A 23337-nucleotide genomic window follows, 5' to 3' on the forward strand; every position below is an offset into this window, starting at 1 on the left:
TGGCATATGGATTTAGGGACTCAGAATACTTTTTTCTGAAAATCAAGGCGGCCTTCCCCGGAAAGCCGCGATGAACCTTTTTTTATGGCTTGCAGGCAGCGCCCTCTTGGGGCGCGCCGGGATCAATGCTCGGCCAGCAGGGGCTCTCCCTCCTGGCGTTTGTCGTGGATGGCAAAGCGATCGACCAGGGTGGCACTGGCGTCGTTCAGGCCGATGACCGCCACCTCTTTCCCCTCACGGCGGAACTTGATGACCACCTTGTCGAGGGCCGTGATGGCGGTGATGTCCCAGAAGTGGGCGTGCGTCAGGTCGATGACCACCTTCTCCACTTCCTCCCTGAAATCGAAACCGGCCAGGAACTGCTCGGCGCTGGCAAAGAAGATCTGGCCCCGCACCAGATAGGTACGCACGGCGCCGCTGCGCTCGCTGTCGCTCTTGACCAGCATGACGCGGGCAACCTTGTGGGCGAAGAAGAGGGAGGCGAGCAGCACCCCCACGAAGACCCCGAGTGCCAGGTTGTGGGTCGCGACCACCACGGCGACGGTGGTTACCATCACCAGGTTGGTGGAGAGGGGGTGGCTCTTCAGGTTGCGTACCGACTCCCAGGAAAACGTGCCGATGGAAACCATGATCATCACGGCCACCAGGGCTGCCATGGGGATCTGACGGATCCACTCATCCATGAAGACCACCATCAGGATGAGCAGGGTCCCCGCCACGAAGGTGGAGAGGCGGCCGCGGCCACCGGATTTGATGTTGATGACGGACTGGCCAATCATGGCGCACCCCGCCATGCCTCCCAGCAGACCGGCGCCGATGTTGGCGATCCCCTGACCCTTGCACTCGCGGTTGCGATCGCTTGGGGTGTCGGTCATCTCGTCGACGATGGCTGCCGTCATCATGGACTCGAGCAGTCCCACCACCGCCAGCCCCGCTGAATAGGGGAAGATGATGGCCAGGGTCTCCAGATTGAGGGGCACGTCGGGCCAGAGGAAGACCGGCAGGGTATCGGGCAGCTCGCCCATGTCGCCCACGGTACGGATGTCGATGCCCAGGGTGATGGCCACCGCCGTCAGGATGACGATGCACAGCAGGGGGGAGGGGAGCAGTTTGCCCACCACGGGAACGAGCGGGAACAGATAGATGATGCCAAGCCCGGCCGCGGTCATGGCGTAGACCTGCCAGGTGACGTTGGTGAGCTCGGGCAGCTGGGCCATGAAGATAAGGATGGCCAGGGCGTTGACGAAGCCGGTCACCACGGAGCGGGAGACGAATCGCATCAGGCTGCCGAGCCTGAGGTAGCCCGCCGCTATCTGGAAGAGGCCGGTGAGCAGGGTGGCCGCCAGCAGATACTGCAGGCCATGTTCCTTGACCAGGGTCACCATCAGGAGCGCCATCGCGCCGGTGGCGGCGGAAATCATGCCGGGACGACCGCCGACGAAGGCGATGACCACGGCGATAGAGAAGGAGGCATAAAGGCCGACCTTGGGGTCGACGCCCGCAATGATGGAGAAGGCGATGGCCTCCGGGATCAGCGCCAGGGCGACGACGATGCCCGACAGCAGATCGCCCCGTATGTTGGAGAACCACTCTTGTCTTGCACGTTCCAGCATGGGGATTTTCTCGCTCGTTGAGGATCCATGGCCACAGGCCCGCAAATCAGGGGAAATGGCGGGGATCACAGGGTTGGATTGGCTGTTGATGGCCGGGTAAACCGGCCGGTCGGCATAACCGGAGTCAGGCGGCAGAAGCCGCACAGGGCAGGGTCAGGGCGGCGTGACGGCCACCCCAGAGCACATAACAGGCATAAGGGGCGCATGTTAACAGCCGGTGCCAGGCCGGGGAAGCCCGGATTGTTTTATCTAGCACAAGAGCAGCCAACATAGACCAAGCAAGGGGGCTCTGTCGCTTTCATCGGAGTGCCCGATGTGGTTATGGCGATAGCGAGGGGGGCAACACCATGGGACCGGCCACCGTACGGGCGGCCTCGTCACCTCGCAGTACCCGTACTATCTCGAGAGCGAACTCGATAGCGGTACCCGGGCCCTGGCTGGTGATCAGGCGATGGGCTTCATCGGTCACTACCCGCGCCGTGCTCAATTGTGTCGCGGGCAGACGGGCCTGAAAGCCCGGATGGCAGGTGGTGCTCGCATCCCCCAGCAAGCCGTGATGGTGCAGTACCACGGCGGGTGCGGCGCAGATGGCGGCGCGCCAGCGGCCGAGGCCTGCCTGCTCCCGTAGCAGGTCGATGGCGAGGGGGGTGTCGCGGATCACTTCGCTGCCGGGCAGACCGCCCGGCACGACCATGGCATCGAAGTCACGGGTGGTCAGCTCGTCGAGATGGCAATCCGCCACCAGTTGCACCCCGCGAGAGGCGAGGATCTGGCGCGCTCCGGTGGGGCAACAGGAGGCCAGCACCACATCGATGCCACCCCGAACCAGGGTATCGACGATGGCAACCGTCTCTATCTCTTCCGACCCGGGGGCCACCAATACCAGTACGCTCATCTAGCACTCCTTGCTTGCCAGCTGCTCTGCTCAGCGCTTCTCTTTGACGGCCTGATAGAGGCCCTGATTGACCGGCACCGCGATACCGTGAAGGGCGGCCTTGCCCAGCAGGAAGCCGGTGATGGCTTCGATCTCGGTCTCGCGGCCTTGTTCCATGTCTTGATACATGGAAGAGTAATTGTCGGCGGTGAGCTCCACCACCATCATGACACGGCGCAACAGCTCTTCGCTGCCGGTAGGCTGACCTTCGGCCCGCATGACGTCAGCCACTTCCACGCAGATTTGCTGCAGGGCATCGGCAAAACGCGGACCGGCCAATTCGCCGTTCTTGAGCTTGTAGAGCGCGGTGAGGGGATTGATGGCGCAGTTGACGGCGAGTTTCTGCCACTGGCGTGTCAGGATCTGCTCATCCCAACCGGCCTGACCCAGGGCGCTGGCCAGCTCGTCGGCGAGGTGGGCATGGGCACGGGCCGCTTCGTTGACAGGGCCCAGCCAGGTCTCCCCCTTGCCGGTGTGGCGGAACACGAAGTGGCCGCTCTGCATGGCGCCATGGCTGGTGACGCCGGCGATCACCGGATTGTCGGGGAAGAGTGCGACCACCTGATCGGCGATCCCCATGCCGTTGTGCAGCAGCACGATGGGCACCCCTGCCGCCAGTTGCCCGACCAGGGGAGTGAGGGCCGATATCACCTGCCCCGCCTTAGTCATCACCAGCAGGCGTTTGATGCTGCCCGGCTTGTCGATGAAGGCGCGTTCGATGGCCAGGAGCTGGGTATGCCCCTCAAGGGAGGTAAAGTCGACGCCGGGGTGCAAGGTGGCACGATGGCGCTCGCGCAGCAGGAGGCGGGTTGCTTGGCCGCTTTGGGTCAACAGGGAGGCGAAGACGCCGCCCAGGGCGCCGCAGCCCAGCAAGGTCCACTCGGGAGAGACAGGGTGACCGCGTGTTTTCAGGTTGTTGTCGCGTAATCCGCTTGGCATGAAGAGGCTCGATCATGGGAAGGGCTGCCATCCTGTCAACCGCCAACCCGGGATAAGGGAAGATGTCGCTTGGTGAATACCTGGAACCGGTGCATGAGCTGGCTGTCGGGTCGTGCTCAAGGCTCATGCGCAGCCAGGGAGCCTCATGTATGCATGACCATACGGGTTCCTGGGCTGCACTTCACCGAGTGTCGGACCTCTCGCGACCGCTCCTGGACGGGTTCTAACGGGTCTCACCATTCCTGTGCGCAGGGGATTCTAGCAGAGCAATCCCATCGAAATCAGCAAATTTGCCCGTTTTCTGGTAGATTTGCCCACCTGTCAGCACAACCTGAAGTACAGCATGAGGAGCCCGGCTATGCCGTCATTCGATATTGTCTCTGAAGTCAAAATGAACGAGGTGTTGAACGCCGTTGATAACGCCAACCGTGAACTGGCGACCCGTTTCGATTTTCGTGGTGTGGAAGCCAGCTTCGAATTGAACAAGGAAGAAGTAAAGCTGGAAGCCGACGCCGATTTCCAGCTCAAGCAGATGGTCGAGATCCTGCGCGGCGCCCTGCTCAAGCGCCAGATCGAGAACAGTTCCATGGACGTGGGTGACAGCGTCCACTCCGGCAAGCGTTTCCACCTGACCGTGAAGTTCAAGCAGGGGATCGACAAGGAAGTGGCCAAGAAGCTGGTGAAGCTCATCAAGGATTCCAAGATCAAGGTGCAGGCCGCCATCCAGGGCGACGAGGTGCGGGTCACCGGCAAGAAGCGCGACGATCTGCAAGAGACCATGGCGCTGGTGCGTGGCGCCGAACTGGGCCAGCCGATGCAGTTCCAGAACTTCCGCGATTGATGGCGAACGGGGAGGGCGCGGCTCTCCCCCCACTGCCAGCATGAGGGCATAAAAAAACCGGAGCAGCTGCTCCGGTTTTTTTGTGTCCGTGTGACGAGTTCGATTAGAACTTGTAGGTCACGGAGAAGTAGTGGCTGAAGCCAGAGCTCTTCCACGGGGTACCGTCGTAGGCGGTGGAACCGTCTTTGGTGCCGTAGGCATCCATGAAGTACTTCAGGCCGTAACCGACGGCGTAGCGGTCGGAGTGCCAGTAGATACCGTGGAAGGTAGCCAGGTTGTCGCTGGTACGGTCAGCACGGTTGTGGGTGTCCAAGTCGAAGGCGTAGTCCAGGTAACCCTGATAGGAGACGAAGCTGCCGTTGCTGAAGGTGTAGAAAGGCTTGAACCAGTTCATGGCGAACCAGTAACCGTTCCACTCACCCTCTTCTTCGGTGAAGAACTGGTTTTCGGTGGCGTGACGAGCATACAGGTTCATGCCCACTTTGCCGAACCAAGGCACTTGTACATCAGCACCCAGACCGATCATGTTTTCCATCTGGTTGTCGCCGATGTTGTTCAGAGAGGCGATGTAAACCTCTTGCACCGGACCGAAGGAGAGATCTTTACCAGTCAGCGCATCCAGAGACATACGCGGCGCAAACTTCATGAACAGGTTCTGACCCTTGTGCTTGTCGCTGTGACGGGAGTCGAAGATATCGAAAACGTCGACGTAACCGTACAGGTCAAACAGGCCGGAGCGACCACCAAACTCCATTTCGAAGTAGGTGTCGTTGTAATCTTCAGCACCTGCAGTGAAAGGACGTTGGTCGATGGTGTGCATCACGTTGAACTGCATCCACTTGTAGTCATTCTTGTGGATGTCACCGCTGTAGTCAGCAGCGAAGGCCGGAGTGGCGGAGGCAGCCAGCAGACCGGCAGCGATCAGAGTCTTGGTAAATTTGGCCATTTTATTGGTCTCTTGTGCGTTAGTTGAGGTTTTCCGTAGCCTGCCCACAAGGAGCGGAAGGGATTCTAGCCAAATAAATTCAGCGGATAAACAAGCACCAGGGAACTTTGTCAGGATTTGTGAATCTAATCACCCCCTAAAATGCGCAAACGCTTGCTATTTGTGCGTTTGTGGTGACAAGGTGCTGCCTCGTTTGGCAACCATGATGATCAGGAGCATCACCGGAATGCCGAGCAGACTGGTGCCGATGAAGAAGTGGCTGTAGCCGATCTGCTCCACCACGCGACCAGAAAACCCCGCCAGCAACTTGGGCAGCAACAGCATGATGGAGCTGAACAGGGCGTACTGGGTGGCGGAGAAGGCGACGTTGGTGAGGCTCGATAGATAGGTTACAAACGCAGCCGTCGCTATGCCGGCGCTGAGGTTGTCCAGCGAGATGATCAGAGTCAGCAGCTCCAGGTTGTGGCCCACTTCGTTGAGGAGAGCGAACAGCAGATTGGTGCTGGCGGTCAGCACGGCGCCGAGGAACAGGATGCGCAGGGTGCCAAAGCGCATCACCAGCACGCCCCCGAGCGCGGCTCCCACCAGCGTCATGATGACACCATAGACCTTGGTGATGGTGGCCACTTCCGTCTTGCTGAACTGCAGATCCACATAGAAGCTGTTGGACATCACCCCCATCACCACGTCCGAGATGCGATAGCAGGCGATAAGCCCGAGGATCAGCAGGGCCGAGGAGCCGTAGCGGCGAAAGAAGTCGGCGAAGGGACACCAGATGGCCTCGTAGGTCCAGGCCCCCAGCCCGGCCAGCGTGGGTGACCAACCCCGTGCCAGCAGGGTGGCCTTGCGCGCCATCTGCTGCTCGTCCTGACTCTTGAGATCGATCTGCGGCTCGTGACTCATCAGGGTGGTGAGGATGCCAAGAGACATCAGCCCTCCCATCAGCAGATAGGTGAGCTGCCAGCCGCGATAGTCATAGCCGCTGTTGCTGCCGAGCCAGGCCGCCAGCGCCAGCGCCCCCGCTCCCGCCATGATCATGGCGAGTCGATACCCCGTCATATAAGAAGCGGCCATGGCCGCCTGCAGCCGCTCGGGAGCGGATTCGATGCGATAGGCATCGATGACGATGTCCTGGGTGGCAGAGGAGAAAGCCACCAGCAGGGCGAAGAGGGCCAGCTGGGCGAGCTGGGTCTTGGGATCGCAATAGGCCATCCCCACCAGGGAGAGGGCGATCAGCACCTGGGAGAACAGCATCCAGCTGCGTCGTCGCCCAAGCAGCCGTGACAGCAGGGGCAGGGGCAGCCGATCCACCAGAGGCGACCACAGCCACTTGAAACCGTAGGCCAGCGCTACCCAGCTCATGTAGCCGATGTCGGTCAGGCTGACATCCGCCTCGCGCAGCCAGAACGAGAGGGTGCCAAAGACCAGCAGCAAGGGCAGGCCGGAGGAGAATCCCATGGCGAACAGGATGAGTACCCGCGCTTCCAGATAGACGGCGAGGGCATCTCGCCAGCGGGTGGCGCGGCCCGGTGTGTGACTGGGCGGGCGGAGATTGTTCAACAGCCTGACTCCTCTGGGAAAAGGGGGTCATTTTGTCAGGTTCGGCAGGCGTAGCCAAGGCAAGCCGAGTGGCGGGCGGCAGGTTTCAGGGACGTGGGCCGATGCAGTGGTGCGGGCAGGGGCCCTCGTCGGCGAGAAAATTGGCGCAGGCCATGAGTTGCAGGCGCAGCGCGTCATCACAGAGGAGGCGCTGCTCATCCCACAGGTGCAGGCTGTGAAGCAGATGCCAGAACACACCTTCCTGTGCGTTGGCGGGGGTTTTGTCCATGGGGATCACGCAGAGCGCCTGCCAATGGGAGAGGAGCTGCCAGCTCAAGTCTTCCAGCTGCTGGTAGGGAATCTTGCGTGCCAGAAAATGGCGAACCGCCTGTGCCAGCGGGTCGGCGTGTTGGGTTATGTAATCATGACAGGTCACCGGCTCCTCCTTCTGGTTCTGCTCCCCGATGCGTGGCACACATCGGGGAGCAGAGTATAGAAAAAGAGACCGGTGACCCGTTCAGGGACGCGGTGGAATGTGATCCGGGCCGCGTTATTTGTCCGCGAGCAGCACCACTTTCTTCAGGATGATGGGGCTGGTGGGGACGTCGTTGGCACGCAGGATGGAGCTGTAGCCGGTCTGGACCTGGGCCAGTTTGTCCAGCACCTCCATCCCCTTCACAACCTGGCCGAACACGGTGTAACCGGCGCCGGCATTGGCGTTGAGGTTGTCGTTGTCCACCAGATTGAAATAGAACTGGCGAGTGGCGCTGTCGACCGCCTGGGTGCGGGCCATGGCGATGGTACCGCGCTTGTTGGGCAGGCCGCCTCTGGACTCGTTGACCACGGGATCGAAGGTCGGCAGGGGCTGGAACTGCTGGTTGTAGCCCCCACCCTGCACCACGAAGTTCTGGATCACCCGGTGGAACAGGCTGCCGTCATAGCTGCCGTCTGCCACGTAGCGCAGGAAGTTCTTCACGGTCTGGGGTGCCTGTTTGGGGGCCAGCTCCACGACGATGGTGCCATGGTTGGTCTCCATCTGGACTTTTTGACCGGCAAAAGCCAGGGGGGCGATTAAGGTGATCAGTAACCAGAGTTTCTTCATTTATATGTCCTCGCTCAGCTCGGCTGGCCCTTGAGATAACCGCGCAGCGCCTCGTCGGCCATGATCTGCTGCAGCACGCTGCCCAGTTGCTGGTTCAGGGTGGATTCCAGATCGGCCATGCTCGGCTCGCCCGGGCTCTCTTTGCTGGAGGACATGTTGAACTGCTTGGTCAGCTTGCTGCCCTGGAAGTCGGCAATCACCTGCAGGCTGACGCGGGACTTGGTGACATAGGTGAAGGTCTTCTCTTCCACGGTGACGGCGGCAGTGGAGATGGCCAGCGTCAGGTTGGTGGTGCCGCTGTTGCCCACTTCCAGGCCCTGGCTGCGCAGCCCTTCCGCCAGTTTTTCAGCCAGCAGGCTGTTGAGAGGCTGACTGCTGTTCACCAGCACAGGCGCCTTCTCTTTCTTCTTGATGGAGAAGACATAGGCGGCTTCACGCTTGTCCACCCCTTCCATGGTGATGCGGTTGCCGGAGTAGTACTGCTGGTTGGAGGGGATGACTTGCGGGTTGAGCAGGGCGCTCTCGGGCCAGTGAGTAGCACAACCGCCCAATACCAGAGCAGCCAGCAGCAAGAGTGACTTTTTCATCATGGGTTTCCTTTAGCTTTATCTTTAGCGTTTGATGGCTTTCAAAATAACGAATTTGCTGTTCGACGCAACGACTTGTGCGTTGCCAAACAGGCGCTTGAGTTTGTTGTGATAGTCCAGATGACGGTTGCCTACTATCCAGAGTTCGCCCCCCTGAGGCAACACCCGGTGGGCATCGCTGAACATCTGCCAGGCGATGTGATCGGTGATCGCCTGCAACTGATGGAAGGGGGGATTGCAGAGGATCCTGTCCGCTGCCCCGACGGGAACGTCATCGAGACAGTTGTTGACCATGAAGTGGGCACGGGGCAGGGCATCGGGCTGGTTGTGCTCGACGTTGAGCCGTGCGGACGCTACCGCCATCCGGGATTCGTCGATGAAGGTCACCTCCACCTCGCTGTCGCGCGCGAGCAGGGAGAGCCCGAGCACGCCGTTGCCACATCCCAGATCGATCACTCTGCGGGCACTGTGGATGGGCAGGTTGTCCAGCATGAAGCGGGCGCCGATATCCAGGCTGGTGCGCGAGAACACGTTGGCATGGTTGTGGATGAGCATGTCGGTGCCTTCCAGCGGCCAGACGGTCGGGAAGGGACTGGTCAGGGACGGGCGCTCGGCGGCCGGGGTGCAATGAATGAGGCGCGCCTTCTTCCAGGCGAGCGAGGTGCGGGTCTCCCCCAGATACTTCTCGAACAGCTTGAGGGTGGAGGTGTGGATGTCCTTGGCCTTGCCGGCAGCAATGATGCGGGTCGCGGGGGTCACGACCCCGCGCAGGGAAAGCAGTTGCTGCTCCAGCAGCGCCTGATACTTGGAGACCTTGATCACCACCAGGGCGGGGGCATCGGGCAGGGGGGCCAGCGCATCCTGCAGGGTGATGGCGTGGGGATCCAGCCCGTTTTCCGCCAGGTTGGTCAGGGTGGCCCGCTCGCTGATGTGGGAGTCGGTCACGCAGACGGGGGCGTGGGCATGCAGATAGCCGGCCAGGGCGCCGAAGCCGTCGTTCATGATGATGACGGGGCCGTCAGGTGCCTGCTGCGATTCGGCAAGGTGGCTTATCAGGTACTCGTCCGCCGCATCCCAGGCCTGCAGGGGATCCTGGCTCTGCCGCGGGTAACGATACAGGGTCAGGCGGCAGTGGGCCGTGTCGAGCAGGGTTTGCATAGGCAAGAGTCCAACGTGTGATTGATGAATGGCGACCGTCTGCCCCGTGTTGCCCGGCAGCGGTGAAAGTGGCGCTATTCTAGCGGCGGCGGAGAAATTCACCAGTCCGGTGCGGCGAGAGCGAGCGGATCCTTCGTACCTGATGCATCGGGCGCACAACCCTGGCTACAATGGCCGGATATTCAACGAGGAGTCCTTACCGTGAGCATGCAACAACAGATAGAGGCCAAGCTGGCCGCCGCGCTCTCCCCGAGCCACCTGGAAGTGATCAATGAAAGCTACATGCACAGGGTGGCACCGGGCTCCGAAAGCCACTTCAAGGTAGTCGTGGTGAGCCAGGCGTTTGAGGGACAGCGTTTGCTGGGTCGCCATCGTCAGGTGAACGGGGTGCTGGCCGACGAGCTGGCGGGAGCCATTCATGCATTGGCGCTGCATACCTATACCGAATCCGAGTGGCAGGCCCGGGAGCAGGCGCCAAAGACGCCGGGTTGCGTCAGCAAATCCCCCTTTGCGTGAGCCGTTGGACCTTCTGATGGCGCCTTCCTCGGGCCATTAACAGCGCTATCACGAATGGTGTGCAGCCAGGGATGAGGGGGAGGAGCATTATTTTTTCTAATCCTTTTCCTCATGCCTGAAAAATACCCCTATATGGTTAGTTTTGCGAAAAGTCCTTTAAAACCACGGTTTGCAAGGACGTGCGCGAAATATTCAGTGAAGGTTAATTTTGTGATAGGGCGGGGATTTTCCCCATTTGGCGTGGCGGCTAACTCGCCTAAGGTGGTAAACTCAGGCGCTTTTGAATGATCCTGTATGTTGCTGATTTGTTTATTTCTTCGACAGCTTTCCGCGATGTTGACGGGCTCATTCAACAACTCGTCGTGATGTATTTCTCGGCGCTAACCAACCTGTCTTCCCTTAACGGTAGTGCAAGTGAGTATGATTACAATTAAAAGAGGACTGGACATCCCCGTGCTGGGTGCTCCGGAGCAAGTAATCTACGATGGCCCGGCCATCACCCGTGTTGCTACACTCGGCGAAGAGTTCGTGGGGATGCGTCCTACTATGTTTGTCAAAGTAGGTGATCGCGTCATTAAAGGTCAGGAGCTCTTCGAAGATAAGAAGAATCCCGGCGTTAAATTCACGGCCCCTGCCACCGGTGTGGTTTCTGAGATCAACCGTGGTGCCAAGCGTGTTCTCCAGTCCGTCGTCATCGACATCGATGGGTCCGACGAGCAGGTGACCTTTGCGCATTTTGCCTCCGCCGAGCTGGCACAGCTCGAGCGCAGCAAGGTGCAGGAGATCCTGGTCGCATCAGGCCAATGGACCGCGCTGCGTACCCGCCCGTTCAGCAAGGTGCCGGCCGTGGGCTCCACCCCGCGCGCCATCTTCGTCACCGCCATGGACACCAACCCGCTGGCCGCCAGTGCGGAGCTGATCATCAAGGAACAGGCCCAGGCCTTCCTCGACGGTCTGGCCGTGCTGACCCGCCTGACCGATGGTACCGTCCACGTCTGCAAGGGCGAAGCCAGCCTGCCGCACTCCTCCCTGGCCCAGGTCAAGGAAGCCGTGTTCGTCGGTCCGCATCCCGCCGGTCTGCCGGGCACCCACATCCACTTCCTGGATCCGGTCGGTGCCAACAAGGTGCAGTGGCACATCAACTATCAGGACGTGATCGCTTACGGCAAGCTGTTCACCACCGGCCAGATCTTCACCGACAAGGTGATCGCCCTGGCTGGCCCGAACGTCATCAAGCCGCGTCTGCTGCGTACCCGTCTGGGTGCCAGCCTCAGCCAGCTGACCAACAACGAGCTGCGTGCGGACGAAAACCGCATCATCTCCGGTTCCCTGCTGAGCGGTGCCAAGGCCGAAGGGGTCCATGACTACCTGGGTCGCTTCCACAACCAGGTGAGCGTGCTGGGCGAAGGCCGTGAGAAAGAGTTCATGGGCTGGGTCAAACCCAGTGCCAACAAGTTCTCCATCACCCGTACCACCCTCTCTCACCTGATGAAGGGCAAACTCATCAACTTCACTACCACCACCAACGGTAGTGATCGCTCCATGGTGCCTATCGGCAACTATGAGCGCGTGATGCCGCTCGACATCCTGCCGACCCTGCTGCTGCGGGATCTGATCTCCGGTGACACCGACAGCGCGCAGGCGCTCGGCTGCCTGGAGCTGGATGAGGAAGATTTGGCGCTCTGTACCTTCGTCTGCCCCGGCAAGACAGAGTACGGCCCCGTCTTGCGTGAGTGCCTGACCAAGATCGAACTGGAAGGTTAAGCGATGAGTTTCAAGCAACTTCTTGAAAATATGGAACATCACTTCGAGCCGGGTGGCAAGTACGCCAAGTACTATGCCCTGTTCGAAGCGGCGTACACCCTGTTTTATACCCCGGGTTCCGTGACCCGCAATGCCGCCCACGTCCGTGATGCGATCGATCTGAAGCGCATGATGATCATGGTGTGGCTGGCTGTGTTCCCGGCCATGTTCTGGGGCATGTACAACGTCGGCAACCAGTCTATCGCCGCCATCGCCCACATGGGCAGCGCGGCCGGTGCCGATTCCTGGCAATACGCCCTGGCCACCCTGTTCGGTGCCTCGCTGGATCCGGCCGTCGCCGGCATCGGCAGCAAGATGCTGATCGGTGCGGCGCACTTCTTCCCGATCTACATCACCGTCTTCATCGTCGGTGGTTTCTGGGAAGTGTTGTTCGCCATGGTGCGCAAGCACGAGATCAACGAAGGCTTCTTCGTGACCTCCATCCTGTTCGCCCTGATCGTGCCGCCCGAGCTGCCCCTGTGGCAAGCTGCCCTGGGTATCACCTTCGGTGTGGTGCTGGCCAAGGAAGTGTTCGGTGGTACCGGCAAAAACTTCCTGAACCCGGCGTTGGCGGGTCGTGCCTTCCTGTTCTTCGCCTACCCGGGTCAAATCTCCGGTGATGCGGTCTGGGTTGCCGTTGACGGCTTCTCCGGCGCAACCGCACTGAGCCAGTGGGCCCAGGGCGGCCAGATGGCGCTGATCAACGGTGCCACCGGTGAAGCCATCAGCTGGATGGATGCCTTCCTTGGCAACCTGCCCGGTTCCATCGGTGAAGTTTCCACCCTGATGATCCTCATCGGCGCAGCCATGATCGTCTACATGCGCATCGCCTCCTGGCGCATCATCGCCGGCGTCATGGTCGGCATGGTCGCGACCTCCCTGCTGTTCAACGTCATCGGTTCCGATACCAACCCCATGTTCAGCATGCCGTGGCACTGGCACCTGGTGTTGGGTGGCTTCGCGTTCGGCATGGCCTTCATGGCGACCGACCCCGTTTCCGCTGCCTTCACCAACAAGGGCAAGTGGTGGTATGGCGCCCTGATCGGCGTGATGGTGGTGCTGATCCGGGTAGTGAACCCTGCATTCCCGGAAGGCATGATGCTGGCCATTCTGTTCGCCAACCTGTTTGCCCCCTTGTTTGACCATTTCGTGGCACAGGCGAACATCAAGCGGAGGATCGCACGTGGCGTTTAATAAAGACTCTACTACCGGCACTCTCGCCGTAGTGACCGGTCTGTGTCTGGTCTGCTCCATCGTGGTCTCCGTGGCTGCCGTGGGTCTGCGTCCGGCCCAGCTGGAAAACAAGGCACTGGACAAGCAAAGCAACATCCTGTCCGTCGCCGGCGTCGACATCAGCGCCGTGGCCAAGCGTGACCTGGCCCAGCTCTATGGCGACAAGATTGAAGCGCGTCTGGTGGATCTGACCAGCGGTGAGTTCGTTGACGGCGATGCCGACAACTTCGACACCAAGGTTGCCGCCAAGGATCCGGCCAAGAGCATTCGCCTGGCTCCGGCCGACGACAAGGCCGGCCTGCGTCAGATCTCCAAGCTGGTTCCCGTGTTCTTCGCCAAAGATGCCGAAGGCAAGGTCGACAACATCATCCTGCCGATCTACGGCCAGGGTCTGTGGTCCACCATGTATGCCTTCGTAGCGGTCGCGGCCGACGGTCAGACCATCAAGGGCATCACCTACTATGACCACGGTGAAACCCCGGGTCTGGGTGGCGAGATCGAGAACCCGGCCTGGCGCGAGCTGTTCGTCGGCAAGAAGCTGTTCGACCAGAACGGTCAGCCTGCGCTGCGTGTGATCAAGGGCCATGCTCCGGCTGGTTCCGAGCATGAAATCGACGGCCTGTCTGGTGCAACCCTGACCGGTAATGGTGTACAGCACACCTTCGACTTCTGGATGGGCCCCAAGGGCTTCGGTCCCTTCCTGGCCAAGGTACGTGCAGGAGAAATCAACAATGGCTGACAAGAGCGAAATGAAAAAGTTGCTGTTGACGCCTGTGCTCGGCAACAACCCCATCGCACTGCAGGTGCTGGGTGTCTGTTCCGCGCTGGCCGTTACCAGCCAGATGAAGACGGCGTTCGTGATGACGCTGGCCGTTACCGCGGTCACCGCCTTCTCCAACCTGTTCATCTCCCTGATCCGCAACCAGATCCCGAACAGCGTGCGGATCATCGCCCAGATGGCGGTGATTGCCTCGCTGGTTATCGTGGTTGACCAGGTGCTCAAGGCGTATGCCTATGACATCTCCAAGCAACTGTCGGTGTTCGTCGGCCTCATCATCACCAACTGTATCGTGATGGGTCGTGCCGAAGCCTACGCCATGAAGAGTGCCCCGCTGCCCTCCTTCCTGGACGGTATCGGCAACGGTCTGGGTTATGGCGCCGTGCTGCTGACCGTGGCCACCGTGCGCGAGATCCTGGGTTCCGGCACCTGGTTCGGCATCGAGCTGCTGCCGCTGGTGAACAATGGTGGCTGGTATGTGCCCAACGGCCTGCTGCTGCTGCCGCCGAGTGCGTTCTTCATCATTGGTCTGATCATCTGGGGCGTGCGCACCAAGGATCCCAAGCAGGTGGAGGCGAAGGATTAAGGTATGGAACACTATATCAGTCTGTTGATTCGCTCGATCTTCATCGAGAACCTGGCGCTCTCCTTCTTCCTGGGGATGTGTACCTTCCTGGCGGTGTCCAAGAAGGTCAAGACCGCCATGGGTCTGGGGATTGCCGTTATCGTGGTTCAGACCGTGGCCGTCCCGGCCAACAACCTGATCTACAACTACGTGCTCAAAGACGGTGCCCTGGTATCCGGTCTGGATCTGAGCTTCCTGAGCTTCATCACCTTCATCGGGGTGATCGCGGCCCTGGTACAGATCCTGGAGATGGCGCTGGACAAGTACTTCCCGGCCCTCTACAACGCCCTCGGTATCTTCCTGCCGCTCATCACCGTGAACTGCGCCATCTTCGGCGGCGTCTCCTTCATGGTGCAGCGTGACTACAACTTCGTTGAGTCCGTGGTCTATGGCGTGGGTTCGGGTGCAGGCTGGATGCTGGCCATCGTCGCGATGGCAGGGATCCGCGAGAAGATGAAATATTCCGATGTTCCGGAAGGCCTGCGCGGCCTCGGCATCACCTTCATCACCGCGGGTCTGATGGCGCTGGGCTTCATGTCCTTCTCTGGTATTTCCCTGTAATCGGAAAGGAAATATAGATGGAAATTATTCTGGGTGTGGTCATGTTCACCGTGATCCTGCTGGCCTTGGTGGCAGTCATTCTGTTCGCCAAGTCCAAGCTGGTGACCGCCGGTGACGTGACAATCAGCATCAACGGCGACCCGGCCAAGGCTGTGACCAGCCCGGCGGGTGGCAAGCTGCTTGGCGTGCTCGCCGGCAGTGGTATCTTCGTCTCCTCCGCCTGTGGTGGCGGTGGCTCCTGTGGTCAGTGCAAGGTGCGTGTGAAATCCGGCGGCGGCGACATCCTGCCGACCGAGCTGGATCACATCAGCAAGGGCGAAGCCCGTCATGGGGAGCGTCTGGCCTGCCAGGTCACCGTCCGTTCCGACATGGACATCGAGCTGCCGGAAGAGATCTTCGGCGTGAAGAAGTGGGACTGTACCGTCATCTCCAATGACAACAAGGCCACCTTCATCAAGGAGCTCAAGCTGCAGATCCCCGATGGCGAGAGCGTGCCGTTCCGTGCCGGTGGTTATATCCAGATCGAAGCGCCTGCCCACCACGTGCAGTACAAGAACTTCGATATTCCCGAGGAGTATCGTGGCGACTGGGATCGCTTCAAGATCTTCGAGCTGGAGTCCAAGGTCAACGAGCCGATCATCCGTGCCTACTCCATGGCGAACTATCCGGAAGAGTTCGGCATCATCATGCTGAACGTGCGGATCGCCACTCCGCCGCCCAGCAACTGGACTGCCCCTCCCGGCCAGATGTCTTCCTACATCTTCAGCCTGAAGGCTGGTGACAAGGTGACCATCTCCGGTCCGTTCGGCGAGTTCTTTGCCAAGGACACCGACGCCGAAATGGTGTTCGTCGGTGGTGGTGCGGGTATGGCGCCGATGCGCTCCCACATCTTCGACCAGCTGCGCCGTCTGAAGACCAAGCGCAAGATGAGCTTCTGGTACGGTGCCCGTTCCAAGCGCGAGATGTTCTATGTCGAAGACTTCGACATGCTGCAGGCCGAGAACGACAACTTCCAGTGGCACGTCGCCCTGTCCGATCCGCAACCGGAAGACAACTGGGATGGCTACACCGGCTTCATCCACAACGTGTTGTTCGAGAACTACCTCAAGAACCACGAGGCGCCTGAGGATTGCGAGTTCTACATGTGCGGGCCTCCCGTGATGAACGCCGCCGTCATCAACATGCTGAAAAACCTCGGTGTTGAAGACGAGAACATCCTGCTGGATGACTTCGGTGGTTAATCCATGCACAGCGTTGTAAAGACCTGGCTAGCCTTCGGGCTAGCCTTTTTCTTGACTGGGTGCGGTCAGGAAACGGTCCAATCGAAGCCGGAGATCCACATCACCGGCAGCACCATGGGTACCTACTACTCCATCAAGGTGGCAGATAGCGCCGTTCAGGATGCCGCCAGGCTGCAAGCCGAGGTCGACGTCTTGCTGGAGCGGGTCAACGATCAGATGTCGACCTATCGCCCGGATTCCGAGCTGTCACGCTTCAACCAGCACAAGAGCAATACCCCTGTGGTGGTTTCCCGCGATACCGCGCGGGTGGTGACCGAGGCCATTCACATTGGCCGCGAGAGCCGCGGGGCGCTGGACGTCACCGTCGGTCCTCTGGTCAATCTGTGGGGCTTTGGGCCGGATGCCAGACCGACCAAGGTGCCGTCCGACGAGCTGATCGCCCAGACCCGGCAGAAGACGGGCCTTGGCAATCTGCATGTGATAACCTCTGCCGATGCCGATACCCTGCAAAAGGACATCCCGGACCTCTACGTGGATCTCTCCGCCATTGCCAAGGGGTTTGGCGTGGACAAGGTGGCCGAGTACCTGGAGTCCCAGGGGGCGCGCAACTATCTGGTGGAGATAGGCGGCGAGCTGCGCATCAACGGTGTCAACGGCAAGGGGCATCCCTGGCGTGTCGCCATCGAGAAGCCGACCGTCAATGCCGGTTCAGTACAGGAGGTGATCCTGCCCGGTGACAACGGGGTGGCCACCTCGGGCGAGTACCGCAACTATTACGAGCTGGACGGCAAGCGCTTCTCCCACACCATGGATCCGCTGACGGGCAAGCCCATCCAGCACCGCCTGGTGTCGGTGACCGTCATCCACCCCTCCTGCATGACAGCAGACGGGTTGGCGACCGTGTTTATGGTCATGGGGCCGGAGAAGAGCCTGGCCTATGCCAAGGAACGGGGGCTGGCCATCTTCACCATCACCAAGACGGATGACGGGTTCGAAGAGGCTTATTCGGATGCCTTCAAACCATATCTGGTCAAGAAGTAAGGGGTAACTACATGCAGATCTTTCTGATCACCTTCGGGGTGTTTCTGATGGTCGTGGTGGCCATGGCCATCGGCTACATTTTCCAGCGCAAGTCCATCTCCGGCTCCTGTGGCGGCCTGGGTTCCATCGGGATCGAGAAGGAGTGCGACTGCCCCGAGCCTTGCGACAACCGCAAGAAGAAGATGGCCAAGGAAGAGGCCCGTCGCAAGATGCTGGTGGACAACCGCATCATCTAACGGCGGATATCGCTCTGAAGGCAGCCTTGCAACGAAACGAGCCGACCCCTGGGTCGGCTCGTTTTTTATGTGGCATGGGGTCAGTAGTCATATTGGCTGCATGCCTTTGCCTTGAACTCTTTCTTTCGCTTTGCCAGCTCCTCTCTGGTGCCCAGTTCATCCCCTTGCTGTATGGCTTTTTCCAAGGCGGCGATGCGCTGATAGAGCCAGTTGCACTCCGCAGTCGGGTGATCCTTGCTCGTGCCCGTCAGCGGCAGCAGCAGGCCCAGCAGCGGCCAGAATCTTCTCATCCTGCACCTCCCAGCCCCCGCAAATGGGAGCCCTGAGAGTCTATGCCCTAGCCCGCGCTGGCGCGCTGGCAGAAATGACAGGCTTGGGGTAGCATGGAACGTTCAACTGGTTATCCATACAGTATTTTTGTCGTTCGACACGCCTCCTCGCCGGATGCCCAGGGTCTATCCCTATGATCTGTTCGGGAGGCTGTCGACACAGCAACAGACACGGCCATGCGCAAGATCATTCACATCGACATGGACTGCTTCTTCGCCGCAGTGGAGATGCGGGACAACCCGGCCCTCAGGGAGGTGCCGCTCGCCATCGGTGGCGCTGCTGACCGACGCGGAGTCATCTCCACCTGCAACTACGTGGCGCGCCGCTTCGGGGTGCGCTCCGCCATGCCGAGCGCCCTGGCCAGAAAGCTCTGTCCGCCATTGGTGCTGATCCCCGGGCGGATGGCCGTCTACAAAGAAACTTCGCGCCAGTTGCGCGCCATCTTCCTGCGCTACACCGAGCAGGTGGAGCCGCTCTCCCTCGATGAAGCCTATCTCGACGTGACCCTGAGTCCCCGCTGCGGTGGCAGCGCCACCCTGATGGCGGCGGAGATCCGTGCCGCCATCAGCGCCGAGCTTGGGTTGACTGCCTCGGCCGGTGTGGCGCCGAACAAGTTTCTGGCCAAGCTCGCCTCCGAGCAGCGCAAGCCTGACGGCCTGTTCGTCATCCGCCCCCAGGAGGTGGACGAGTTCGTGCGTCAGCTCCCTCTTGGCAAGTTGCCCGGCATCGGCCGCAAGACGGCAGAGCGGCTGGAGTCCCTCGGGCTGTATTCGTGCGAAGATGCCCGCCAGCTCGGCAACGAGGAGCTGATCGCCCGTTTCGGCAAGCTCGGGGAGATGCTGGCCGGCCGCATCTGGGGGCATGACGATCAGCCGGTGCAGGCCCGGCGGGTACGCAAGAGCATCGGTGTGGAGACGACGCTCGCCAGCGACGTGCTGGACGAGGACGCCTGCTGGCAGGTGCTTAGCCGGCTCATTCCCGAGCTGGAGCAGCGTTTTGCCAAGGCCTGCCCTGCGGAGATGCTGATGGGGCAGGGGATCAAGCTGAAGTTTGCCGATTTTCACCAGACCACCGTTTATCGCAAGGGGAGTTATCAGGCGGCCCGCTTCCACGATCTGCTGCACGAGGGACTGCAACGGGCTCAAGGAAAGCCCATTCGCCTGCTCGGTCTGGTCGTTGGTTTGCCCGGAGCGGGTGAAATCAATCAATTAAGCCTGGATCTCTGCTGATTTAGTTAAGTTTCTGTTTCCAAATCCGATACAGTGGTTACATCTGTAGACGTTAGGAAATAGTGGCATGAGTTCTCTTTCTGTTCAGGGACGGATCACCCTGATCGCCGGTTGCTGTCTGCTGGCCAGTGCCGTCGCGCTGGTGGCTTCTTCTCTTTTCAACGCGGCCCGCATGCAGGAGCAGGTGCTCACCTCCACCACCCTGGAGGGGCAGCACGCGGCAGAAAACTGGATGCAGGCCATGGGAGCGACCCAGGCAGCCCGGGTGACCAGCTACCTCGATGAGGCTTACTTCAGGGCGACCCTGCTTGCCGAGGGTATCTTGTTCCAGCGCAAGAACGCGGCCGACAACTTCGTTCACTCCGAGGCGCTGCGCAATGCCGTCAACCAGCAGTTGCAGGATGCGGCGGAGTCGTCAGCGAACCTGCTCGGTGTCTATGCGGTATTCGAACCCAACCAGCTCGACGGGGAGGATGACAACTATCAGGGGTCGACGGCGCTCGGGGCCAACGACAAGGGGCGTTTCTCCAGCTATTGGGCCAGGGTCGATGGCAAGGTGACCCTGGAGGTGATGGACGAGGCGATACTGGCCAACGACAAGCCCTCCGGACACGGCGGCCTTGAGAACGACTGGTACAGTTGCAGCATCCGCAGCAAGGCGCTCTGTCTGCTCGAACCCTATGTGGACGAGGTGGGGACCCAGCAGGTGTTGATGACCTCGGTGACCGTGCCGCTGCTGGACCAGGGTTCCCTGCTGGGCATGGTGGGGGTCGACATCTCCCTGGGGACCCTGCAGAGCCTGGTGGAAGAGATGGGCCGGACCCTCTACAAGGGGCAGGGCAAGGTGCTTCTGCTCAGCAGTGAAGGGCGGGTGGCCGGCGTGGAAGGGTTCCCGGTCGCCCTTGGCAATCTGCTGGAGCAGCAAGGGCTGACGCAGGATCTCGAGGGGTGGCTGACCAAGGGAGATGTGGTGACGCGCTGGAGCCCGGATGGCGCACTGTTGCAGACCTTCGTGCCGGTCAGCATGCGCCGTACGGATCGCAAGTGGGGCATCTATATCGAGCTGCCCCGCGCCGTGGTGCTCGCCTCGGCCCTGCAACTGCAAGGGGAGCTTGAGGATCAGGCCCAGCGCAGCGTGGCCACCCAGCTCACCATAGGTGGCGGGATTTCGGCGCTCGCCCTGCTCTGCATCTGGCTGATGGCCCAGCGCATCGTGGCGCCCATCCGCGCCGTGGTGGCACGCCTCAAGGACATTGCCAGCGGGGAGGGGGATCTCACCCAGCGCATCGATCTGCGCAGGGATGACGAGATAGGCGAGCTGGCCAAGTGGTTCAACAAGTTCCTGGACAAGCTGCAATCCACCATCAGCCAGGTGATCGACACCGTTGCGGGCACTCGGGCCAGTGCGGCCCTGGCGGCGCAAGGGGCAGCCCGTACCAGCGCCGGCATGCAGTCCCAGTATCAGGAGGTGGATCTGGTGGCGACCGCGTTTGAAGAGTTGAGCGCTACCGCCCTGCAGGTCGCCGGCAATGCCAATGCGGCGGTGGCGGCGGCCGATGAGGCCGACACGGCGGCTCAGGAGGGCAAGTCCGTGGTGGCGCAGACCCAGGAGGCCATGTCCAGACTGATGACGGTGATAAGCGACGCCAAACCAGTGGTGGAACACCTCTCCGCCAACAGCGACAACATCAACGACATCCTGGTGGTGATTCAGGGGATTGCCGAGCAGACCAACCTGCTTGCCCTGAACGCGGCCATCGAGGCGGCCCGAGCCGGTGAGCAGGGGCGCGGTTTTGCGGTGGTCGCCGACGAGGTGCGCAACCTGGCGGGCCGAACCCAGAACGCCATCGTCGAGATCCAGAACCTCATCGGCCAGTTGCAGTCGGGGACGGAGGCGGTGGTGAAGGCGATCCTGACCGGTCATCACCAGGCGGATCTGACCCTCACCAAGGTGGAGCAGTCGGTCAGCGTGCTGGAGCAGATCATCCAGGCTGTCGGCACCATCCACCAGATGAACGAGCAGATCGCGAGGGCCGCGCAGGAGCAGAGCGGAGTAGCGGACGAGATCAATCGCAACGTCAGCAACATTCGCGATGTGAGCCATACCATTCGGGCGGAAGCGGCGACCTCCGCCGACAACGGGCGCGAGCTGTCGCAACTGGCGGACAAGCAGCAGCAGCTGGTGGGCCAGTTCCGGGTGTAGGGGAGGATAAGAAAAAAGGCGCCATCCAACCGGAGGCGCCAAACACATTCAGATGACAGACTGGGTTAAATCGACCTGATTTAGCCCTTCTTCCCGCAGAGGAAGAAACACAACACCACAATCACTGTCGACTCACTCACAAAAACCACATGTAAACCAACATGGAAGAGAAGGTGTGAGCCATATGACAACGAATTGCGTGGCGAATTATGTTTATTCACTGGTCGACCCGCAACCGACAATTTATAATGCGCCCCATTAGAAAAATTCATCGTCGGCCGATTCCATGTCTCGTCGTTTACCTCCGCTCAATGCACTGAAAGCGTTTGAAGCCGCGGCTCGTCACTTGAGCTTTACCCGCGCAGCAGAAGAGCTGTTCGTGACCCAGGCAGCCATCAGCCACCAGATCAAGGCGCTGGAGGAGTATCTCGGCATCAAGCTGTTTCGCCGCAAGAATCGCTCCCTGCTACTGACCGAGGAGGGGCAGAGCTACTTCCTCGATATCAAGGACATCTTTGCCTCCATCTCCGAGGCGACCGACAAGCTGCTGGCCCGCAGCGCCAAGGGGGCGCTCACCGTCTCCCTGCAGCCGAGCTTCGCCATCCAGTGGCTGGTGCCCCGCCTGGTCAAGTTCAGCGAACGCCACCCGGACATCGATGTGCGGATCAAGGCGGTGGACATGGACGAGGGGTCGCTGACCGACGACGTGGACGTGGCCATCTACTACGGCCGCGGCAACTGGCCGGGTCTTCGTTCGGACAAGCTGCACACCGAGTACCTGATCCCGGTCTGCTCGCCCCTGTTGCTGACCGGCCCCAAGCCCCTGCGCACCCCGGACGATCTGATCCGTCACACCCTGCTGCACGACACCTCCCGGCGCGACTGGAAGGCCTGGTTCCGCCAGCTCGACATCGATGCCCCCAATGTCAATCAGGGGCCCATCTTCAGCCACTCCACCATGGTGATCCAGGCGGCGATCCACGGTCAGGGGGTGGCGCTCGGCCACAGCGTGCTGGCCCAGCCGGAGATCGAGGCGGGTCGTCTCATCTGCCCGTTCGAGCAGGTGCTGGTGAGCAAGAACGCTTTCTATCTGGTGTGTCAGGAGCAGCAGTCCGATCAGGGCAAGATAGTGGCTTTTCGCGACTGGATGCTGGAACTGGTGGAGCAGGAAGAGGCCCGCAGGCGTGCCCGCCTTGCCGATGCCTGAGGAGTTGACCTGGTGACTGACCTGACAAGAGAGGGGGCGAGTGACGCCCCCGTTCGCATTCTGCTGGCCCACGGCGCGGGGGCGGGCATGGAGCACAGCTTCCTGGCCGAGTTGTCACGACTGCTTGCGGGGCCGGATATCGAGGTAGTGCGCTTCAACTTCCCCTACATGACCAAACGGGCTCAGGACGGCAAACGCAGGCCGCCGGACAGACAACCCGTGCTGCTGGCTCACTGGCGCGAGATGGTGCGCCAGTTTGCCCATCCCCGGCTGTTTCTGGCGGGCAAGTCCATGGGGGGAAGGATGGCGGCCGAGCTGTTTTGCGAGGGGGGCGACGAGATGGATGCTGCAGGATTGATCGTTCTCGGGTATCCTTTCCACCCCCCGGCCAAGCCCGACGCATGGCGGGGCGAGGTGCTCAAGCAGATCACGACGCCCACGCTGCTGCTGCAGGGGGAGCGCGATACCTTCGGTTCCCGCGCCGAGCTGGCCGATTTCCCCTTCTCACCCGCCGTATCGGTCCACTGGCTGACCGACGGGGATCATGGTTTCAAACCGAGAAAGGCGAGCGGCATGAGCGAGCAGGAGAACCTGCGACTGGCTGCGGAGCGGATCAAGGATTTTATCGCGGCGGTGGGCCGCTCCTGACCATCTCGAGCGGGTCGAGAGAAGAAG

24 protein-coding genes are annotated in these 23337 nt (G+C 60.9%); 14 read left to right on the forward strand and 10 right to left on the reverse strand.

Annotated features, from left to right (window positions below; translation table 11 throughout):
* Window positions 1–122 precede the first annotated feature (122 nt).
* The 3 genes from PG896_RS02430 to PG896_RS02440 form a co-directional block, all read right to left on the reverse strand.
* Complete coding sequence (locus PG896_RS02430) at window positions 123–1613, reverse strand: SulP family inorganic anion transporter (RefSeq protein ID WP_109421956.1); 1491 nt, start codon at window positions 1611–1613, stop codon at window positions 123–125.
* A gap of 319 nt (window positions 1614–1932) precedes the next feature.
* Window positions 1933–2508, reverse strand: a complete 576-nt coding sequence (locus PG896_RS02435; protein WP_270835341.1) for a DJ-1 family glyoxalase III — start codon at window positions 2506–2508, stop codon at window positions 1933–1935.
* A 30-nt stretch (window positions 2509–2538) separates the two neighbouring features.
* On the reverse strand, window positions 2539–3486 hold the full coding sequence (locus tag PG896_RS02440) for a ketopantoate reductase family protein (RefSeq protein ID WP_270835342.1): 948 nt from the start codon (window positions 3484–3486) through the stop codon (window positions 2539–2541).
* 358 nt (window positions 3487–3844) lie between these two features.
* Here PG896_RS02440 and PG896_RS02445 point away from each other — a divergent pair, with 358 nt between their 5' ends.
* Window positions 3845–4327, forward strand: a complete 483-nt coding sequence (locus PG896_RS02445; RefSeq protein WP_010673357.1) for a YajQ family cyclic di-GMP-binding protein — start codon at window positions 3845–3847, stop codon at window positions 4325–4327.
* 103 nt (window positions 4328–4430) lie between these two features.
* Here the strand turns inward: PG896_RS02445 and PG896_RS02450 are convergent, their stop codons facing one another.
* The 6 genes from PG896_RS02450 to PG896_RS02475 all read right to left on the reverse strand — a co-directional run bounded on the left by PG896_RS02450 (window position 4431) and on the right by PG896_RS02475 (window position 9659).
* Window positions 4431–5273, reverse strand: coding sequence for a nucleoside-specific channel-forming Tsx family protein (locus PG896_RS02450; RefSeq protein ID WP_041211271.1), 843 nt, complete (start codon window positions 5271–5273; stop codon window positions 4431–4433).
* Between the two features lie 156 nt (window positions 5274–5429).
* Complete coding sequence (locus PG896_RS02455) at window positions 5430–6833, reverse strand: AmpG family muropeptide MFS transporter (RefSeq protein WP_109421957.1); 1404 nt, start codon at window positions 6831–6833, stop codon at window positions 5430–5432.
* Between the two features lie 85 nt (window positions 6834–6918).
* The gene (locus PG896_RS02460) at window positions 6919–7248 is read right to left on the reverse strand and encodes a hypothetical protein (RefSeq protein WP_109421958.1); all 330 of its coding nucleotides are present in this window, start codon (window positions 7246–7248) and stop codon (window positions 6919–6921) included.
* A gap of 114 nt (window positions 7249–7362) precedes the next feature.
* The gene (locus PG896_RS02465; RefSeq protein WP_041211273.1) at window positions 7363–7914 is read right to left on the reverse strand and encodes a peptidylprolyl isomerase; all 552 of its coding nucleotides are present in this window, start codon (window positions 7912–7914) and stop codon (window positions 7363–7365) included.
* A gap of 14 nt (window positions 7915–7928) precedes the next feature.
* The gene (locus PG896_RS02470) at window positions 7929–8501 is read right to left on the reverse strand and encodes a YajG family lipoprotein (protein WP_010673362.1); all 573 of its coding nucleotides are present in this window, start codon (window positions 8499–8501) and stop codon (window positions 7929–7931) included.
* A 24-nt stretch (window positions 8502–8525) separates the two neighbouring features.
* Window positions 8526–9659 (reverse strand): methyltransferase, encoded by a 1134-nt coding sequence (locus PG896_RS02475; RefSeq protein WP_114523169.1) that lies wholly within the window; start codon window positions 9657–9659, stop codon window positions 8526–8528.
* A gap of 207 nt (window positions 9660–9866) precedes the next feature.
* Between PG896_RS02475 and PG896_RS02480 the strand changes: the two genes are divergently transcribed.
* The 9 genes from PG896_RS02480 to nqrM all read left to right on the forward strand — a co-directional run bounded on the left by PG896_RS02480 (window position 9867) and on the right by nqrM (window position 17693).
* Window positions 9867–10175, forward strand: a complete 309-nt coding sequence (locus tag PG896_RS02480) for a BolA family protein (protein WP_010673364.1) — start codon at window positions 9867–9869, stop codon at window positions 10173–10175.
* Between the two features lie 420 nt (window positions 10176–10595).
* The gene (locus PG896_RS02485) at window positions 10596–11939 is read left to right on the forward strand and encodes a Na(+)-translocating NADH-quinone reductase subunit A (protein WP_201871404.1); all 1344 of its coding nucleotides are present in this window, start codon (window positions 10596–10598) and stop codon (window positions 11937–11939) included.
* A 3-nt stretch (window positions 11940–11942) separates the two neighbouring features.
* Entirely contained in the window at window positions 11943–13172 is a 1230-nt protein-coding gene (locus tag PG896_RS02490) for an NADH:ubiquinone reductase (Na(+)-transporting) subunit B (RefSeq protein ID WP_010673367.1), read from the forward strand.
* Window positions 13162–13950 carry a Na(+)-translocating NADH-quinone reductase subunit C gene (locus tag PG896_RS02495; RefSeq protein WP_029313922.1) on the forward strand — a complete coding sequence of 263 codons (789 nt, stop codon included), beginning with the start codon at window positions 13162–13164 and terminating at the stop codon, window positions 13948–13950. Before PG896_RS02490 ends, PG896_RS02495 begins: the two co-directional genes overlap by 11 nt.
* Complete coding sequence (locus PG896_RS02500; protein WP_005303545.1) at window positions 13943–14575, forward strand: NADH:ubiquinone reductase (Na(+)-transporting) subunit D; 633 nt, start codon at window positions 13943–13945, stop codon at window positions 14573–14575. The genes PG896_RS02495 and PG896_RS02500 overlap by 8 nt, the downstream gene beginning before the upstream one ends.
* A gap of 3 nt (window positions 14576–14578) precedes the next feature.
* A complete protein-coding gene (gene nqrE, locus PG896_RS02505; protein ID WP_005303538.1) occupies window positions 14579–15175 on the forward strand; it encodes an NADH:ubiquinone reductase (Na(+)-transporting) subunit E in 597 nt (198 codons plus the stop codon).
* Window positions 15176–15192: 17 nt separating this feature from the next.
* Window positions 15193–16416: an NADH:ubiquinone reductase (Na(+)-transporting) subunit F gene (gene nqrF / locus PG896_RS02510; RefSeq protein WP_010673369.1), complete on the forward strand. Its 1224-nt coding sequence runs from the start codon at window positions 15193–15195 to the stop codon at window positions 16414–16416.
* A gap of 3 nt (window positions 16417–16419) precedes the next feature.
* Window positions 16420–17457 (forward strand): FAD:protein FMN transferase, encoded by a 1038-nt coding sequence (locus PG896_RS02515; protein ID WP_029313924.1) that lies wholly within the window; start codon window positions 16420–16422, stop codon window positions 17455–17457.
* Window positions 17458–17468: 11 nt separating this feature from the next.
* Window positions 17469–17693 (forward strand): (Na+)-NQR maturation NqrM, encoded by a 225-nt coding sequence (gene nqrM / locus PG896_RS02520; RefSeq protein ID WP_010673371.1) that lies wholly within the window; start codon window positions 17469–17471, stop codon window positions 17691–17693.
* Window positions 17694–17773: 80 nt separating this feature from the next.
* Here the strand turns inward: nqrM and PG896_RS02525 are convergent, their stop codons facing one another.
* Window positions 17774–17983 (reverse strand): hypothetical protein, encoded by a 210-nt coding sequence (locus PG896_RS02525; protein WP_048208185.1) that lies wholly within the window; start codon window positions 17981–17983, stop codon window positions 17774–17776.
* A gap of 216 nt (window positions 17984–18199) precedes the next feature.
* Between PG896_RS02525 and dinB the strand changes: the two genes are divergently transcribed.
* From dinB to PG896_RS02545, 4 genes are all read left to right on the forward strand, one after another.
* Window positions 18200–19252: a DNA polymerase IV gene (gene dinB / locus PG896_RS02530; RefSeq protein ID WP_270835343.1), complete on the forward strand. Its 1053-nt coding sequence runs from the start codon at window positions 18200–18202 to the stop codon at window positions 19250–19252.
* A 67-nt stretch (window positions 19253–19319) separates the two neighbouring features.
* Entirely contained in the window at window positions 19320–21455 is a 2136-nt protein-coding gene (locus PG896_RS02535) for a methyl-accepting chemotaxis protein (protein ID WP_270835344.1), read from the forward strand.
* Window positions 21456–21741: 286 nt separating this feature from the next.
* Window positions 21742–22662, forward strand: a complete 921-nt coding sequence (locus PG896_RS02540; RefSeq protein ID WP_052816326.1) for a transcriptional regulator GcvA — start codon at window positions 21742–21744, stop codon at window positions 22660–22662.
* A gap of 12 nt (window positions 22663–22674) precedes the next feature.
* The gene (locus tag PG896_RS02545) at window positions 22675–23310 is read left to right on the forward strand and encodes an alpha/beta fold hydrolase (RefSeq protein ID WP_221365738.1); all 636 of its coding nucleotides are present in this window, start codon (window positions 22675–22677) and stop codon (window positions 23308–23310) included.
* The last annotated feature ends 27 nt before the right edge of the window (window positions 23311–23337 follow it).

It is taken from the genome of Aeromonas sp. QDB30 (assembly GCF_027707645.1).
In the GTDB taxonomy this organism is placed as follows: Bacteria; Pseudomonadota; Gammaproteobacteria; order Enterobacterales; family Aeromonadaceae; genus Aeromonas; species Aeromonas caviae.